The organism is Arthrobacter sp. 05N429, from assembly GCF_056397045.1.
In genome coordinates this window covers 287102-302017 of record NZ_JBFTMQ010000004.1, presented here as the reverse complement: position 1 = coordinate 302017, position 14916 = coordinate 287102, and the positions used below count along the sequence as shown (strand labels likewise).

Annotated in this window: 14 protein-coding genes; 12 read left to right on the top strand and 2 right to left on the bottom strand. The window is 66.4% G+C overall.

The window, feature by feature from the left end; translation table 11 throughout:
• Nucleotides 1–4: 4 nt before the first annotated feature.
• The 4 genes from AC1DF4_RS10345 to AC1DF4_RS10330 all read left to right on the top strand — a co-directional run bounded on the left by AC1DF4_RS10345 (nucleotide 5) and on the right by AC1DF4_RS10330 (nucleotide 3956).
• Nucleotides 5–916 carry an NAD(P)-dependent oxidoreductase gene (locus tag AC1DF4_RS10345; protein WP_476912813.1) on the top strand — a complete coding sequence of 304 codons (912 nt, stop codon included), beginning with the start codon at nucleotides 5–7 and terminating at the stop codon, nucleotides 914–916.
• Nucleotides 903–1694: an N-acyl homoserine lactonase family protein gene (locus tag AC1DF4_RS10340; RefSeq protein ID WP_476912812.1), complete on the top strand. Its 792-nt coding sequence runs from the start codon at nucleotides 903–905 to the stop codon at nucleotides 1692–1694. The genes AC1DF4_RS10345 and AC1DF4_RS10340 overlap by 14 nt, the downstream gene beginning before the upstream one ends.
• Before the next feature lie 107 nt (nucleotides 1695–1801).
• Complete coding sequence (gene tcuA / locus AC1DF4_RS10335) at nucleotides 1802–3274, top strand: FAD-dependent tricarballylate dehydrogenase TcuA (protein WP_476912811.1); 1473 nt, start codon at nucleotides 1802–1804, stop codon at nucleotides 3272–3274.
• Nucleotides 3275–3320: 46 nt separating this feature from the next.
• Complete coding sequence (locus AC1DF4_RS10330; protein WP_476912810.1) at nucleotides 3321–3956, top strand: GntR family transcriptional regulator; 636 nt, start codon at nucleotides 3321–3323, stop codon at nucleotides 3954–3956.
• 34 nt (nucleotides 3957–3990) lie between these two features.
• Here the strand turns inward: AC1DF4_RS10330 and AC1DF4_RS10325 are convergent, their stop codons facing one another.
• Nucleotides 3991–4542, bottom strand: a complete 552-nt coding sequence (locus AC1DF4_RS10325; protein ID WP_476912809.1) for a MarR family winged helix-turn-helix transcriptional regulator — start codon at nucleotides 4540–4542, stop codon at nucleotides 3991–3993.
• 284 nt (nucleotides 4543–4826) lie between these two features.
• Between AC1DF4_RS10325 and AC1DF4_RS10320 the strand changes: the two genes are divergently transcribed.
• Nucleotides 4827–7139 (top strand): MMPL family transporter, encoded by a 2313-nt coding sequence (locus AC1DF4_RS10320; RefSeq protein ID WP_476912808.1) that lies wholly within the window; start codon nucleotides 4827–4829, stop codon nucleotides 7137–7139.
• Nucleotides 7140–7191: 52 nt separating this feature from the next.
• On the opposite strand, the gene AC1DF4_RS10315 is transcribed toward AC1DF4_RS10320, so the two are convergent.
• Nucleotides 7192–8115: an NAD-dependent epimerase/dehydratase family protein gene (locus AC1DF4_RS10315; protein WP_476912896.1), complete on the bottom strand. Its 924-nt coding sequence runs from the start codon at nucleotides 8113–8115 to the stop codon at nucleotides 7192–7194.
• Between the two features lie 217 nt (nucleotides 8116–8332).
• Here AC1DF4_RS10315 and AC1DF4_RS10310 point away from each other — a divergent pair, with 217 nt between their 5' ends.
• From AC1DF4_RS10310 to AC1DF4_RS10280, 7 genes are all read left to right on the top strand, one after another.
• Nucleotides 8333–9103, top strand: coding sequence for a TetR/AcrR family transcriptional regulator (locus tag AC1DF4_RS10310; protein WP_476912807.1), 771 nt, complete (start codon nucleotides 8333–8335; stop codon nucleotides 9101–9103).
• 145 nt (nucleotides 9104–9248) lie between these two features.
• Nucleotides 9249–9641, top strand: coding sequence for a hypothetical protein (locus AC1DF4_RS10305; protein ID WP_476912806.1), 393 nt, complete (start codon nucleotides 9249–9251; stop codon nucleotides 9639–9641).
• 283 nt (nucleotides 9642–9924) lie between these two features.
• Nucleotides 9925–11787 carry a molecular chaperone DnaK gene (gene dnaK / locus AC1DF4_RS10300; RefSeq protein ID WP_441406192.1) on the top strand — a complete coding sequence of 621 codons (1863 nt, stop codon included), beginning with the start codon at nucleotides 9925–9927 and terminating at the stop codon, nucleotides 11785–11787.
• A 2-nt stretch (nucleotides 11788–11789) separates the two neighbouring features.
• On the top strand, nucleotides 11790–12464 hold the full coding sequence (locus AC1DF4_RS10295; RefSeq protein ID WP_476912805.1) for a nucleotide exchange factor GrpE: 675 nt from the start codon (nucleotides 11790–11792) through the stop codon (nucleotides 12462–12464).
• A 314-nt stretch (nucleotides 12465–12778) separates the two neighbouring features.
• Nucleotides 12779–13762, top strand: a complete 984-nt coding sequence (locus AC1DF4_RS10290; protein WP_476912804.1) for a DnaJ C-terminal domain-containing protein — start codon at nucleotides 12779–12781, stop codon at nucleotides 13760–13762.
• Between the two features lie 15 nt (nucleotides 13763–13777).
• Complete coding sequence (locus tag AC1DF4_RS10285) at nucleotides 13778–14200, top strand: heat shock protein transcriptional repressor HspR (RefSeq protein WP_476912803.1); 423 nt, start codon at nucleotides 13778–13780, stop codon at nucleotides 14198–14200.
• Nucleotides 14201–14432: 232 nt separating this feature from the next.
• Nucleotides 14433–14879 (top strand): hypothetical protein, encoded by a 447-nt coding sequence (locus AC1DF4_RS10280; RefSeq protein ID WP_476912802.1) that lies wholly within the window; start codon nucleotides 14433–14435, stop codon nucleotides 14877–14879.
• Nucleotides 14880–14916 lie beyond the last annotated feature (37 nt).

The following is a 14916-nucleotide window of genomic DNA, read 5'->3' as shown; positions in this document are numbered from 1 at the left end:
AACCATGAGCGACCATATAGCAGTCGTGGGTCTTGGCCAGATGGGACTTCCCATCGCCACTCGCCTCGCAGCCAGCTTCGACGTGCTGGCCTTCGATATCTCCAACGAGCGCCGCACGCTGGCGGCCGAGCACCGCCGAATCACGACCACAGACGACCTCACGCAGCTTGGATCAAGCACCACCGTGGTCTTGTCGCTACCGAACCCCTCCATTTCCCGCAGCGTGCTCTCCCAACTTGCGCCACAACTGACACCCGGAACCGTCGTGGTCGAGACGAGCACGGTCCTGCCGGATGATGTCCGCGAATGGCAAAGGCTGCTCGAGCCCGTAGGAGCACGAGTCGTTGACGCGGCAGTGCTCTCCGGCGTGGCACAAATGGAGCAAGGCAAAGCCACTCTCCTTGTCGGCGGGGACACCTCCGATCTGGGGGGTGTCTCCGCTGTGCTCGCAGCAATCGGGGGAGCCGGCGTGCAGCGGTTCGGCCCGTTGGGCGCGGGCATGGCCGCCAAAGTCGTTAACAACGGCGTCGCCCACGCTGTCATGGTCGTCCTGGTCGAAGCGTTCGCCATGGCAAGGGCTGAGGGTGTCGCGCTCGAGGATATCGCCGCCATGCTCGACCGTGAAGACGGAGGACTGCAGCGACCCCTCAACCACCGGATCATGCAGCGGATGGCGTCCGCCGACTTTGAGGGCGGCATGCCCCTGGAAGCCGCACGCAAGGACTCGACCCTGGCATTGGCGATGGCGCAGCGATCGGGCACGCCGCTGTTCGCAACCCAGGCCGCTCAAACTGTCTACGACATTGCCTCCGGGGCGGGCCTGGGACGCGCAGACTACTCTTCGGTTGCCAAGCTCTGGGAGGAATGGACAGGACGCGGACTGTCATACGGGGAGGCCAGCGATGCGCGCCTCTGACGGGGCCTACGCGCTGCGCTACGCCTACCGCACCGAGTCCTTCAAGGGCGAGCACTTCCATGGATACGCCAAAGACTGCCATGACCGCTGGCCGATCGACTACTACACCTGGGTCATCGTGCAGGATGGGGTGCCGTACATTTTCGATGCGGGCTTCACCCGGGAAGAAGCCGAACGCCGCGGGGCACGCACCTATCTGGCCTCGCCGGTTGAACTGCTGGCAAAGCTGGGATTTGCGCCGGCGGACGTGCCGGTGCTCGTGCTATCGCACCTTCATTACGACCACACCGGTCACCTTTCCTCCTACCCGAATGCGCGCATATTCGTGCAGGCCAGCGAACTCGAATTTTGGGAAGGCCCGTACTCGCGTCGCGGGGCATATGTCCATCTCCGCCCCCATGAGGACCTTTTGGCGCTGCGGAAACTCGTAGACGACGGACGAGTCGAACTCTTGGAAGGCGATACGGAAATCGTCCCTGGAATCACTGTGCATCTAGTCGGCGGGCATACCGCCGGAACCCAGGTCATGCGCGTCGAGACACCCGAGGGCCCATTGGTTCTCGCCTCGGATGCCTCGCACTTCTACGCCAACTTCGAAGAAGACCGTCCCTACGGCGCCGTGCACCATCTCGACTTGATGTACGCGGCCTTCGACACCCTCTTCGAGCTCGCCGGAGAACAAGGTGTCATCGTTCCTGGCCATGACCCTCGGGTACCCGAGAGACACGCGCCTCTCAGCGATGATCCCCGCATCATCCGGCTACGCATTCCGCGCTAAATTGCCCTAGTACTTAGTTGTATACATGTGTATACAATAACCAAAACGGAGCCAGATGCTGACGCATGACGGCCCAAGGAGACAAAGAACTCTGAAAGGAATTGGTTGTGACGACCCCAACTGAATTTGATGTGATTGTTGTCGGTGGCGGAAACGCCGCCTTCGCGGCCGCCCACGCCGCAGCTGAACGAGGGCGGAAAGTTGTGTTGCTGGAACGCGGCCGTGAGGACATGGCTGGCGGCAACAGCTTCTACACAGCCGGCGCTACCCGCATCTCCCACGACGGACTCGAGGACCTCAAGGACTTCGTGGAACAGGACGACCGCCACGCCGTGACCGAGGTCCCGCCCTACTCGAGCGAAGAGTACCTCTCTGACCTGATCAAGGTCACTGACGGAAAAACGGACCTTGCAATGGCAGATGTGCTGGTCAACGAGTCCCAGGACGCGGTGCGGTGGCTCAACGACCTTGGCCTCAAGTACCGGCTGATGTACGAGCGTCAGGCATACTCACGTTCCGACGGCTCCTACCTCTTCTGGGGAGGTCTGCATGTCGGCAACGTGGGAGGTGGCGAGGGGCTCATTGCCGACCATACCGACGTCGCCGCACGCCTTGGCACCGAAGTTCGCTACGGCATCCGCGCTACAGGCCTCATTGTCGAAGACGGCAAGGTGGTCGGCGTACGCGGAACCGACGATCAGGGCGCCGCACACGATGTGCGCGCCGAGAGCGTCATTATCGCGTCAGGCGGCTTCGAATCTAGCCCCGAATGGCGCCAGCAGCATCTCGGCCAGGGCTGGGAGAACGCGATAGTTCGCGGAACCCCGTACAACGTCGGAGACATGATCGAAGCGGCCATCAAGATCGGGGCCGCCAAGGGCGGCGATTGGTCGTCATGCCACTCCGTCCAGTGGGACGCCGGGGCCGAAGAAAACGAGTCGAACCGCGAGCTGACCAACCGCCTGACTCGACAGAGCTACCCGTTGGGCATCATCGTAAACCGCAGCGGTGAGCGCTTCCTCGACGAGGGAGCAGACTTCCGCAACTACACCTACGCCAAATACGGAAAGGAAATCCTCAAGCAGCCCGGTTCGATTTCTTGGCAGATCTTTGACTCAACATTGCGACCGATGCTGCGCACCGAGGAATACGACATGCCGGGAATCGGCGTCCACCGAGCCGACAGCATTGGTGAACTGGCGGACGCCATGGGCGTTGACCCTTCAGCACTTGTCTCGACGGTCGATGCCTTCAATGCATCCATCGACCGCGACGTCCCGTTTGATCCGACTGTGCTCGATGGCCGCGCTGCCCACGTGAATCCACCGAAGTCGAACTGGGCCTCGCCCATTGAGACGGGACCCTTCTACGCGTACCCGGTCACCTGTGGAATCACCTTCACCTTCGGGGGCCTCAAGGGCGACCTGGAAGGGCGGGTGCTGGATGAGAGCGGGGAGCCGATCCAGGGATTGTTCGTCTGCGGTGAAGCGCTGGGCGGGCTCTTTTCCGGCAACTACCCCGGCGGCTCGGGTCTTGCCGCCGGAATGGTCTTCGGACGCCGGGCCGGAGCGATAGCCTAATTCCCTAACTGCTTGACGACGATAGTGATACTCGAGGGCTTGTGCGATGTCGACAAATGTCTACGATACGATCCGTGATGCCATCGTCAGCGGGCGCATCAAAGCCGGTGACCCGCTGAGCGAGAACAAGCTCGCCGCAGACTACGGCACATCCCGCACGCCCATCCGCGAGGCGCTGCACCGGCTCGAGATCGAAGGTCTCGTTGAACGGTTGCCGCGGGGGGTGCAGGTACGTGAGACGAGTCCCGAAGAGATCATTGACATCTACGACGTGCGCATCACCCTGGAAGGAGCCGCGGCGCGGGCGGCAGCGGAACGAGCGACAGAGCTCGACCGACGCCGCCTGCGTGCGGCTCAGGCAGCCATGGTTGCTGCGGGGCAAGATCCGGGCGTTCGGGCAGAGGCGAACCGCCAATTCCACGAAGCCATCTGGGCGGCCAGCCACAGCCCCACCCTTGTGGATCTGCTCCACAGGCTCAACGTGCATCTCGTGCGGTATCCCACAACCACCCTCGAATACGAAGACCGCTGGAAGGCCGTACTCGCTGAACACGAGGCGCTGCTCGGGGCTATCGAGGCTCGCGATTCCGCCAAAGCCCGCGAGGTCGCGGAAGCGCATATGACCGGCGCTCGTGAGGTGCGCATGCGCATGTACGCTCACTCGGACCCCGCCGCTCAGTGAATAGCCCAGAAGTCACACAGGGCAACCATGGTTTCTAGTGCGGGTCGGCTGGAGCCGGTGCCGTCTGCTGCGCCGCCTCCTGCCCGGCCCTGACCGTCGCGTCAATCATCGAGGTCATGAACCGAGTGGCGATCTCTAGCTCCTCGGCGGTGAACTGGGCCATGGCCGCGTCCATCTGGCGGGCCAGCGGCATGAACATGGCGCTTCCGTCGCGGTAGGCCTTGGGGGTCATCCGGAGCTGGACCTGGCGGCGGTCCGTGCCCTGCCGTTCGCGGACCACGTGGCCGGAGTTGTAGAGCCGGTCCACCAGCGCGGTCGTGGCGGGTGAGCTGAGGTGGAGTTCCTTGCGGAGCACTCCCGGAGTGACGATCTGGTTCCTCGCGGTGTGCTGCATAATCACAGCCAGGGCATTGAGGTCGGTCCGGTGCATGTCATTGCGGCCGCCGGCGGAATCCACGTAGCGGTTGGCCTCGAGGCTGAACTCCTGAAGCAGCCGGACCAGCGGCGGCGGACCGGAGCCCGCGGGCAGGCCTGCGGCTTCGGATGGGCCTGCGTTTCCGGATAGGCCCAGGTGTTCGGCTGACACGGCGGACCTCCCTTGTTCCTAGTTATGGCGTTCATAGATAGGGGCATCTCTGGATAAGTCGTCCCTGTCGGCGGCGGTCTGACTGCAGCCGGGTGGCGTCAACGACGGCACTCTCCGGATTTTACTGCAGCCCGAACCATACTGCGGCGGCCGCCGGGCGCCGACGGTTCGTCCCTTCTTCCGCCCTTCTCCTCAGGCCGTCGCAATGACACTTATCTCTACCATAGAGATAGTCTACTATGGAGCTACATGCCGGTTCCACGCCCCGCACCCCGGAAGGTCACATGAAAAACCCCACGCCCCCGCCGACTTCGGAAAACCGCGGCGAAATCGGACCCCCGCACCCCGGATCAGCAGCGCGGTCGTCCGAAAGCGGCGCAGAAAACCGAATCCGAACGCCCCGTGTCCCCTTTTGGCTGCGCTGGCTGGTTCCCGTCCTGCTCGTCGTCACGTGGCTGGCCATCGCCGGCATCGGCGGGCCCACCTTCGGCCGGCTGGACGAGGTCTCCTCGAACGACCAGGCGTCCTTCCTCCCGGCAGGGGCCGAGGCAACCGCGGCCCAGGACTGGCAGGCCAAGTTCCGGGACTCCAACGAGATTCCCGCCGTCATAGTCATCGAAAGCGACGCCGCCTTCACCCCGGCCCAGCTCGGCGAGGCGGCAGCACTCAAAGGCAAGCTGGAGGCCGTCGGTGCCGGTAGTACCGTCGTCGGTCCCATCCCGTCAGAGGATGCCAAAGCCGTGCAGTTTGTGGTCCCGATCGATTCGGCCGGCGAAGTGAAGGAAGTGGTCAAGGAACTCCGCGAGGTGGTGCAGGAATCGGCTCCGGAGGGCATGCAGACCTTCGTGACCGGCCCGGCCGGGCTCACGGCGGACCTGGTCAGCGCCTTCGCCGGCATCGACGGCATCCTGCTGCTCGTGGCGCTCGGCGCGGTCTTCCTGATCCTGCTGATCGTCTACCGCTCGCTGCTGCTGCCGATCGCCGTTTTGTTCACCTCGGTCTTCGCCCTGTGCGCCGCCATCCTGCTGGTGTTCGGCATGGCCAAACTGGGGTGGATCCAGCTCAACGGCCAGAGCCAGGGCATCCTGTCCATCCTGGTGATCGGCGCGGCCACGGACTACGCGCTGCTCTATGTGGCACGCTTCCGCGAGGCCCTGACGCACACCACCAACCGCACGGCCGCCGCACTCACCGCATGGAAAAATTCGTGGGAACCCATCATTGCCTCCGGCGCCACGGTCATCATCGCCCTGCTCTGCCTGCTGTTCTCCGACCTCAACTCCAACAAGGCCCTCGGCCCGGTGGCGGCCGCGGGCATCCTCTGCTCGCTCTTCGCCGCGCTGACCCTGCTGCCGGCGCTGATGGCGCTGCTGGGCCGCGCCGCGTTCTGGCCGTTCCGCCCCAAACTGCTCCCGGAGACCGAGCGCGAGCCTGAACTCGTCACTGGCCTCGAGGGGCAGAAGGGGGTGTGGCGGGCCACCGGTTCCCTCGTTTCCCGCCGGCCGCGGACCGTCTGGATCGCCTCCGTGCTGCTGCTCCTGGTGGCGTCCGCCGGCGTCCTGCAGCTCAAGGCCAACGGCGTCCCGCAGACCGACGTCATCCTCACCGCCTCCAACGCCGTCGACGGCCAGGACGCCCTGGCCCGGCACTTCGACGCCGGCTCCGGCAGCCCCGCCGTGATCGTCGCGGACGAGGCGAAAGCCCAAGAGGTGCTGGCGAAGGCCAAGGTGACCGGCGGCGTCGGGGACGCCTACCTGCTGGCCGACGGCGGCGCACCCGTCATCACGGGGGTGCCGGCTGCCCCCGGCGCTCCCGCCCCGGCGGCGCCCGCCGTGCGGGACGGGAAGATCCTGATCAACGCGACGCTGAACTTCGCCGCAGACTCCACCGAGGCCGAAAACGTCGTCGTGGACCTCCGCCGGGAACTGAAGGAGATCGACGGCGGCGCACTGGTCGGCGGCGTGACCGCGACGGCGCTGGACACGAACACCACCGCCCAGCGCGACCTCGTCACCATCATCCCGGTGGTCCTCGCGGTCATCCTCGTGATCCTGATGCTGCTGCTGCGCTCAGTGCTGGCACCGGTCCTGCTGGTCGCCTCCGTGGTCCTGTCCTACGGCGCCGCGATGGGTGTTTCCGCCTTCGTGTTCAACAACGTCTTCGGATTCCCGGGCGCCGATGCCACGGTTCCGCTGTTCGGCTTCGTCTTCCTCGTCGCGCTGGGCGTGGACTACAACATCTTCCTGATGAGCCGGGTCCGGGAGGAATCCCTTAACCACGGCACCCGGCCCGGGATCCTGCGCGGCCTCGGAGTCACGGGCGGGGTCATCACCTCCGCCGGCGTGGTGCTCGCGGCCACCTTCGCGGCCCTGGGCGTCATCCCCATCATGTTCCTGGTGCAGCTGGCCTTCATCGTGGCCTTCGGGGTGCTGTTGGACACCGTCCTGGTCCGCTCCCTGCTGGTCCCGGCCCTGGCCTACGACATCGGCTCGCGGATCTGGTGGCCCGGCAGGCTGGGACGCCCCGAGGTGGACGCCGCCGCACGCGCGCTGCCCGCCGTCCCGGAGGCCGAGCCCGCGGAGGCGGGAAGCCGCTAGGAACCCTGCCGTCGAAAACCCCGCTCGTCGGAACCCTCAACCGCAGCCGTCGTCACCGTTCCTGGTCCCCCCACCAGGCAACCGTGGCGGCGGCTGCTTCCGTCAGCGGGGTCGGCGCCACGCCCAGGGCGGACTGGCTCGCAGTCGAATCCATCACGAACGGGCGCTCGAACTGGTACAGCGTCTCGGCGATTTCCCGCAGATCAGGGGAGAACACCGTCATCGCCTTCAGCGCCCATCCGGGTATCGCCGTGACACGCGGCGCCCGGGCACCGGCTGCCCTGGCGAATGCCCCCGCAAGCTCGCGCTGGGTCAGCGCAGGTCCGGTAGGCGCATGCCACACCCGGTTCCATGTGTTCGGATTATTCGCCGCGGCGATCATGGCGGCCGCGAGGTCGGGAACGTACGTGAAGGAATGCGGCTGGTCCGCCCGGCCGACCACCTGCATTGGCTTGCCGGCCGCGACGGGACGGACCATGCGCTCGCCGGCGTGCGACATGCGGACCCGCGGCCCGAAGAAATCGCCCGCCACCACGCTCACCGTGTCCGTTGCGGACGCCGCCCGCGCCTTCAGCAGCGCGGTGCGGACACCACGCTTGCCGCCCTGCGCCTCGCGCGGACCCTCCTCGGTCATCGGCCGGTCAGGCTCGCTGTACGAGTACAGGCTCTCCGGGAAGACGACGACGGCGCCCGCCTCGCCCGCCGCGGCCAGCACGGTCTGTTCGGCGCCGGGAAGTTCCGCCGCCCAGACCTTCGCGTTGTACTTCGAACCGTGGATGCAGTGGAACACCGCTTGGGCGCCGCGGAACAGCCCGCGGAGCTGGGCCGCGTTGGACACATCCGCTGCCTTCTTCTCGATGAGCGGGTGATCCGGCCCGCTGCCGGAGCGGGTGAGGACGCGCACCCGCTGGCCCGCAGCGGCGAGCTGCTCGGCCACCGTCCATCCGACCGGACCGGCTCCGGTGACCACAAACAATGCCGGGGCCTGGACCTCCGGGGATTCGAACTGGGACACGGTGTTCTCGCTTTCGCTGGGCCGGCTGTGCTGTCCGGGCCGGGGTTTGTTCCGCCCGTCGGGCTTATCTCGCTTGAGAGCAGTGCTCTCTGAGTACAGGATGCGACGGTCGTCGACAGAAGTCAAGAGCGGTGCTCACACTTGTTGACACTGCTCTATTTTATGGAATGCTGGAGCCGTGCCACAGACTGCCAGCGTCCCGTCCGAGAAGCCGCCCACACCCCGCGAGCGGGCCCGGGCCCGGACCATCGAGGACATTGTGCGCCTCGGCCGGGAGCATCTGGCGCTGCACGGGGCTGCCGCTCTGTCGCTCCGCGCCGTAGCCCGGGACCTCGGCGTCGTCTCCTCGGCGGTCTATCGCTATGTGGAGAACCGCGAAGAGCTGCTGACCCTGCTGCTGGTCGATGCTTACAACGAGCTTGGGGACGAAGTGGAAGCCGCGGTGGCCGTCCTTCCAGTGGACGATTTCGCCGGCCGGTTCAGCGCACTGGGCTCCGCGGTGCGGCGCTGGGCCCTGCGCGAACCGGCCCGCTACGGGCTCCTCTTCGGCAGTCCCGTGCCCGGCTACCGGGCGCCGGCCGAACGGACCACCGGCCCGGGTACGCGGGTCATCTATGCGCTGATGGCACTCCTTGACGGCGCTTACCGCGCCGGCCGGCTGACGATGCCTGGCGGTCCGGCCGCCGTCACCGCGCCGCTGGCCGCCGACTTGGAGCGCATCCGGGCCGGGATGGGACTCGCCGTGCCGGACAGTCTGCTGGCGCGGGGTGCGCTCGTCTGGACCTCACTCTTCGGCGCCATCAGCTTCGAGGTCTTCGGCCAGTACGGCGCGGATACCTTCGCCGCCCCGGATGAGCTCTTCTCCCACCATCTGGCCGTGCTTGCGGATCTCGCGGGACTTGGGCTCTCGGCGGGCCAGTCCGGCGGGCGGGCCGCTCAGCCGGAATAGCCGTTTTGATCGACGCTTGGCCGGGCCGTCTCCCGGCGGGGTGTCTCCGTTTCCCGCGGTTTCCCCCTGTTGTCTCCCGGCGGCGCTAGATAGACTGCCCCTGCGCCTGCCTGGGCGCGCTGAAGCTTCCAGGAGGGATCCAACCATGTCCGAAAACAATGACTTTGACCGCAAGGCAGCAGAACCCGAAGCCGAGACCGCCGAGGGCCAGTATGTCGAGGGGGACTACGGCACCGCGGGCGCTACCGGGGAGAATCCGGCAGAGGCCGCGGAGGGCGAATACGCCACCGGCGACTACGGCTCGGCAGGCGTCGCCGGGGCCACCGCCGTCGGCACCGAAGAGGGCGACTACCCCGAGGGGGACTACGGGGCGGCAGGTGGCACCGGCGCAGCACCGGCCGCCGTCGAAGAGGGAGAGTATCCCGAAGGTGACTATGGCGCCGCCGGCGCCGCCAGCGGCCGGCCGGCCAGCCGCGCCGCCGACAAGGCGCCCGCGAGGGACGAATCTGCCGGCGAAGAGGGCCGCGGCGAACGCTAGGAGTACGTCCAGGCAGCGGACTTCGCGCACAGCGAACAGTGCGGCGTCAGTGCCGCGGCTGCACAACCATGCCCGGAATTCCGGGAAATCCCAGCCGCTGAAGAACGTTCCGTAGCGCCCAAAAGAGCAAGTTGAGCGTACTTCACTCAAGTTTGAATTGACTTTGAAACGGCCCTGAGTAAAGTTGAGTGCAGATCGCTCAATAACGGTCGGATCCAGCGAGCTATAACCGCTGCGGTCCGAAGCCATCTCAGCAAGTTTCCAAAGAAAGAGGAAGCAACACATGTCACGTGCAGTAGGTATTGACCTCGGAACAACCAACTCCGTCGTCTCCGTTCTCGAAGGTGGCGAGCCCACCGTCATTGCCAACGCCGAGGGTGGCCGCACCACGCCGTCGGTTGTTGCGTTCTCCAAGTCCGGCGAAGTGCTGGTCGGCGAGATCGCCAAGCGCCAGGCCGTCAACAACATTGACCGCACCATTGCTTCCGTCAAGCGCCACATGGGCACCGACTGGTCGGTCGCCATTGACGACAAGAAGTACACGGCGCAGGAAATCTCCGCCCGTATCCTCATGAAGCTCAAGAACGACGCCGAGTCCTACCTCGGTGAAAAGGTCACGGACGCCGTGATCACCGTTCCCGCGTACTTCAACGACGCCGAGCGCCAGGCCACCAAGGAGGCCGGCGAAATTGCGGGACTCAAGGTCCTGCGCATCGTCAACGAGCCCACCGCGGCCGCACTGGCCTACGGCCTGGACAAGGGCAAGGAAGATGAACTCATCCTCGTCTTCGACCTCGGCGGCGGAACCTTCGACGTCTCCCTTCTCGAAGTGGGCAAGGACGAAGACAACTTCTCCACCATCCAGGTCCGCTCCACCGCCGGCGACAACCGCCTCGGCGGCGACGACTGGGACCAGCGCGTCGTCGACTACCTGCTGAACCAGCTCAAGGTCAAGGGCATCGACCTGTCCAAGGACAAGATCGCCCTGCAGCGCCTGCGTGAGGCAGCCGAGCAGGCCAAGAAGGAACTCTCCTCCTCCACCAGCACCAACGTCTCGCTCCAGTACCTCTCCGTCACCCCCGACGGCCCGGTGCACCTGGACGAGCAGCTGACCCGCGCCAAGTTCCAGGACCTCACCAAGGACCTGCTCGAGCGCACCAAGAAGCCGTTCCACGACGTCATCAAGGAAGCCGGAATCCAGCTTTCCCAGATCGACCACATCGTGCTCGTCGGCGGGTCCACCCGTATGCCGGCCGTCTACGACCTGGTCAAGGAACTCGCCGGCGGCAAGGAACCGAACAAGGGCGTGAACCCGGATGAGGTCGTCGCCGTCGGCGCCGCCCTGCAGGCCGGTGTCCTGAAGGGCGAGCGCAAGGACGTTCTCCTGATCGACGTCACCCCGCTCTCCCTCGGCATCGAAACCAAGGGCGGCATCATGACGCACCTGATCGAGCGCAACACGGCCATCCCGACCAAGCGCTCCGAAACCTTCACGACGGCGGATGACAACCAGCCGTCCGTGGCCATCCAGGTCTTCCAGGGCGAGCGTGAGTTCACCCGCGACAACAAGCCGCTGGGCACGTTCGAACTGACCGGTATCGCTCCGGCCCCGCGCGGCGTCCCCCAGGTCGAGGTCACCTTCGACATCGACGCCAACGGCATTGTCCACGTGTCCGCGAAGGACAAGGGCACCGGCAAGGAGCAGTCCATGACCATCACGGGCGGTTCCAGTCTCTCCAAGGAAGACATTGACCGCATGGTCAAGGACGCCGAGGAGCACGCAGCAGAGGACAAGGCCCGCCGCGAGGCAGCCGACACCCGCAACACCGCCGAGCAGCTCGCCTACTCCGTGGACAAGCTGATCGCCGACAACGCCGACAAGCTGCCGGAAGAGGTCAAGACCGAGGTCCAGGCCGACGTCGACGCCCTCAAGGCAGCCCTCGAAGGCACTGATGACGCCGCCGTGAAGACCGCATTTGAGAAGCTTCAGGCTTCCCAGGGCAAGCTCGGCGAGGCCATCTATGCCCAGGCAGGTTCCCCGGACGGCGCCACCGGCGCCCAGGGTGCACCGGCCGGCGAGCCGGCAGCCGGCACCGATGAGGACATCGTCGACGCCGAGATCGTTGACGAAGACGAGAAGAAGTAGCCATGCCGCATCACGGTAACGAAGAAGAGCACGGTTCTTCCGAGAGCCGTCGCGACGCTGAACAGCGGGACAACGAGCCGCAGAAGCCGATCATCCACGACAACCGCAAGGTTGATCCGAAGACCGGACAGGCCCGCCGCCCTGACCAGGAGCACGCCGATGCTGCGGACTCCCGTTCCGGGGATGCACTGTCCCAGGCGGAGGACATCCTCAACAGCGTTGAGGTGCCGGCCGCGGAGTCCGTGGCCCAGGGTGCCGACGGGGCGGAAGCGGAGGAGCTCAGGAATGACCTTCGCCGCCTGCAGGCCGAGTACGTCAACTACCGCAAGCGGGTCGAACGCGACCGTGCCGTGGCAGGGGAGATGGCCGTCATCGGCGTCCTGAACTCCCTGCTCCCGGTCCTGGACGACGTCGACGCCGCCCGCCAGCATGGTGACCTCACGGACGGACCGTTCGCCGCGATCGCCGCCAAGCTGGAGAACGCGCTGAAGACGTACGGCCTGGTGCGCATCAATGAGACCGGCGTGGAGTTCGACCCCACGATCCACGAGGCCCTCATCCAGCAGCCCGGCCCGGACGTCGAGATCGACACCGTCAGCCAGGTCCTGCGCTCCGGCTACAGGTCCGGCGACCGCGTGCTCCGCGCAGCACAGGTCATCGTGGCTGTGCCGGCGTAGTTGCCTCCACGCCTCCGCGGATGAGGGGGCCCCGCCCCTACGCGTGGCGGCTTAGGTCCTGCGGACCCAAAGCCGCCACGCTCCGGCAGGCCCGAAGCCACTCCCGGGCCCCCTCATCCGCTCCGGCGTTCAGCGTTCGTGTCACCTAAGGTGAGATGATCACATGCTCGGAGCGATACATGGGCCCCGGGAGTGGCATCGGGCCTGTCGAAGCCGGGTGGCTTGGGATCGCAGATCCCAAGCCACCCGGCGAAGGGGCGGGGGCCCATGTATCGCGGAGAGCTCGGTAAGAACAGATTTGAAAGGAAACGCCATTGGCTAGCCAGGACTGGGTGGACAAGGACTTTTACAAGATCCTTGGAGTCGCCAAGGACGCTTCCGACGCCGACATCAAGAAGGCTTACCGGAAGCTCGCGCGGCAGCACCACCCGGACACGAACGCCGGTGACACCGCGTCGGAGAAGAAGTTCAAGGACATCTCCGAGGCCTACTCCGTGCTTTCCGATCCCGACGAGCGCCAGCAGTATGACGCTATCCGGGCCATGGGCGGCGCACGGTTCGCGCCCGGCGGCGGAGGGGGCGGCGCCGGTGGCGGGGCCGGCTTCGAGGACCTCTTTGGCGGGCTATTCACCGGCGGCGGGGGACGCCACTCCGGCGGCTACAGCACGGCGGGCGGCATACCGCCGGAATTCGCCGACCTGTTCGGCGGTGGCGGCGGCTTCGGCGGGGGCCAGTCGTTCCAGCGTGCCCCACAGAAGGGCGCGGACCGCACGGCGTCCACCTCCATTTCCTTTGCCGGGTCCATCCGCGGCACCACCATCGGCCTGCGTGAACCGGACGGCGAAGTCATCGACGTGCGCATCCCGGCCGGCATCAAGGACGGCCAGAAGGTCCGTGTCCGCGGCAAAGGCCAGTACGGTCCGGCCGGGTACGGGGACCTCATGGTGAGCGTCTCAGTGAAGCCCCACGATTTTTATGTCCGCGACGGCGACAACCTGCGGATCCACGTGCCGGTCACCTTCCCGGAGGCAGCCCTGGGCGCCGACATCGAGGTTCCCACCATCGACGGCGACAAGGTCAAGGTACGCGTCCCGGCCGGCACACCGTCGGGCCGTACCCTCCGGGTCAAGGGGCGCGGCGTCAAGCACGCCAAGGCAACCGGGGACCTGCTGGTGACCATCGACGTCGCCGTCCCGCGGAAGCTGAACAAGGAAGCCGAGGAGGCCGTCAAGGCCTTCGGCGCGGCCACCGCCGGCGAGGACGTCCGCGCCGAACTGGCAGCCAAGGCCCGGCTCTAGGACCGGGTGCCTGCCATGGCCATCGAGTACGAGCAGCCGATCTTCGTGATCTCCGTCGCCGCGGAGCTGGCGGACATGCACCCCCAGACGCTGCGGCAGTATGACCGGCTGGGCATCGTGTCGCCCAGCCGCGCGCCCGGCAAGTCCCGGCGCTATTCACAGCGGGACATCACCATGCTCCGCGAGGTGCAGCGGCTCTCCCAGGAGGGTGTTTCCCTCGAAGGCATCAAACGGATCCTCCAACTGGAAAACCAGGTGGCGGCCCTGCAGCGGCGAGTTACCGAACTCAGCGGGGAACTCGAACGCCGCCCCCGCGCGCTGGACTCCCGCATCTTCGCCGCCGGAGCCGCGGGCGACGTCGTCAGCCTGGCCCGCGGCAAGCGCCCCCGGGCCCGCTCCCAGGCAGTTGTCGTGTGGCGGCCGCGGAACAGCGAGTGACGGAGCCGGTTGCCGGCTCCCTCCTCCGTCCTCCCCCGTCCGTCCACGTAGTCAGCGCCCCAGAGTGAGTACTGGTGCGCGGTCGCCGGGTGGCAGCCGTGCGTAAAGACGGGTACAGCGTTTGCGTGACTTCGGGGCCGCCGGGCCGTTTGAATTGTCCATGGCAGGAATCTGGCGTCGCAGCCAGTGAAGCAGCGAGGACAGCCGGGGGGCACCTAATGTTGAATCCATCTTGGCCGGGCAGATCGGCACCTGGACCCGCACTGATCGCGGGCAGGTCATGAACTCCGGACTCCAGGTCCTGGCCATGTTCGCCGGATCCCTGACCGGCTCAATCCTGCTGTCCCTGGGCCAGACCGTGGTGGTGGTGTGTGTCTGCTTCGACATGGTCCGCGCCCTTTCGGTGCCCCGGTCCCACCGCCGCTACGTGGCCAACACCGTCTTCGCGACCCTGGCCTGGCCGTCGATCCTGATCAGCGCAGTCACCGTGCTGATCGATGCCGCCAGCGGAACGTGGCAGGAGGTTGCGGCCGGAGTCTTCGTGATGGTCATGGTGATCTTCCGGTGGCGCCACGGCGGCGACGAGGACAGCTGGTGGAAGGGCAAGGGCAAGAAACTGGCCGCTTGGTTCCGCGACCAGACGGCCTCCCGGCCCGCGGCCGCGCCCGCCGCCGCCTGACCCCGCGACGCGGGGTCACTCCGCGCCCATCCCGACG

Coding starts and splice junctions, on each gene's coding strand:
- AC1DF4_RS10345 (WP_476912813.1), top strand. CDS start 5: ATGAGCGACCATATAGCAGTCGTGGGTCTTGGCCAGATGGGACTTCCC.
- AC1DF4_RS10340 (WP_476912812.1), top strand. CDS start 903: ATGCGCGCCTCTGACGGGGCCTACGCGCTGCGCTACGCCTACCGCACC.
- AC1DF4_RS10330 (WP_476912810.1), top strand. CDS start 3,321: ATGTCGACAAATGTCTACGATACGATCCGTGATGCCATCGTCAGCGGG.
- AC1DF4_RS10320 (WP_476912808.1), top strand. CDS start 4,827: ATGAAAAACCCCACGCCCCCGCCGACTTCGGAAAACCGCGGCGAAATC.
- AC1DF4_RS10305 (WP_476912806.1), top strand. CDS start 9,249: ATGTCCGAAAACAATGACTTTGACCGCAAGGCAGCAGAACCCGAAGCC.
- dnaK (WP_441406192.1), top strand. CDS start 9,925: ATGTCACGTGCAGTAGGTATTGACCTCGGAACAACCAACTCCGTCGTC.
- AC1DF4_RS10295 (WP_476912805.1), top strand. CDS start 11,790: ATGCCGCATCACGGTAACGAAGAAGAGCACGGTTCTTCCGAGAGCCGT.
- AC1DF4_RS10285 (WP_476912803.1), top strand. CDS start 13,778: ATGGCCATCGAGTACGAGCAGCCGATCTTCGTGATCTCCGTCGCCGCG.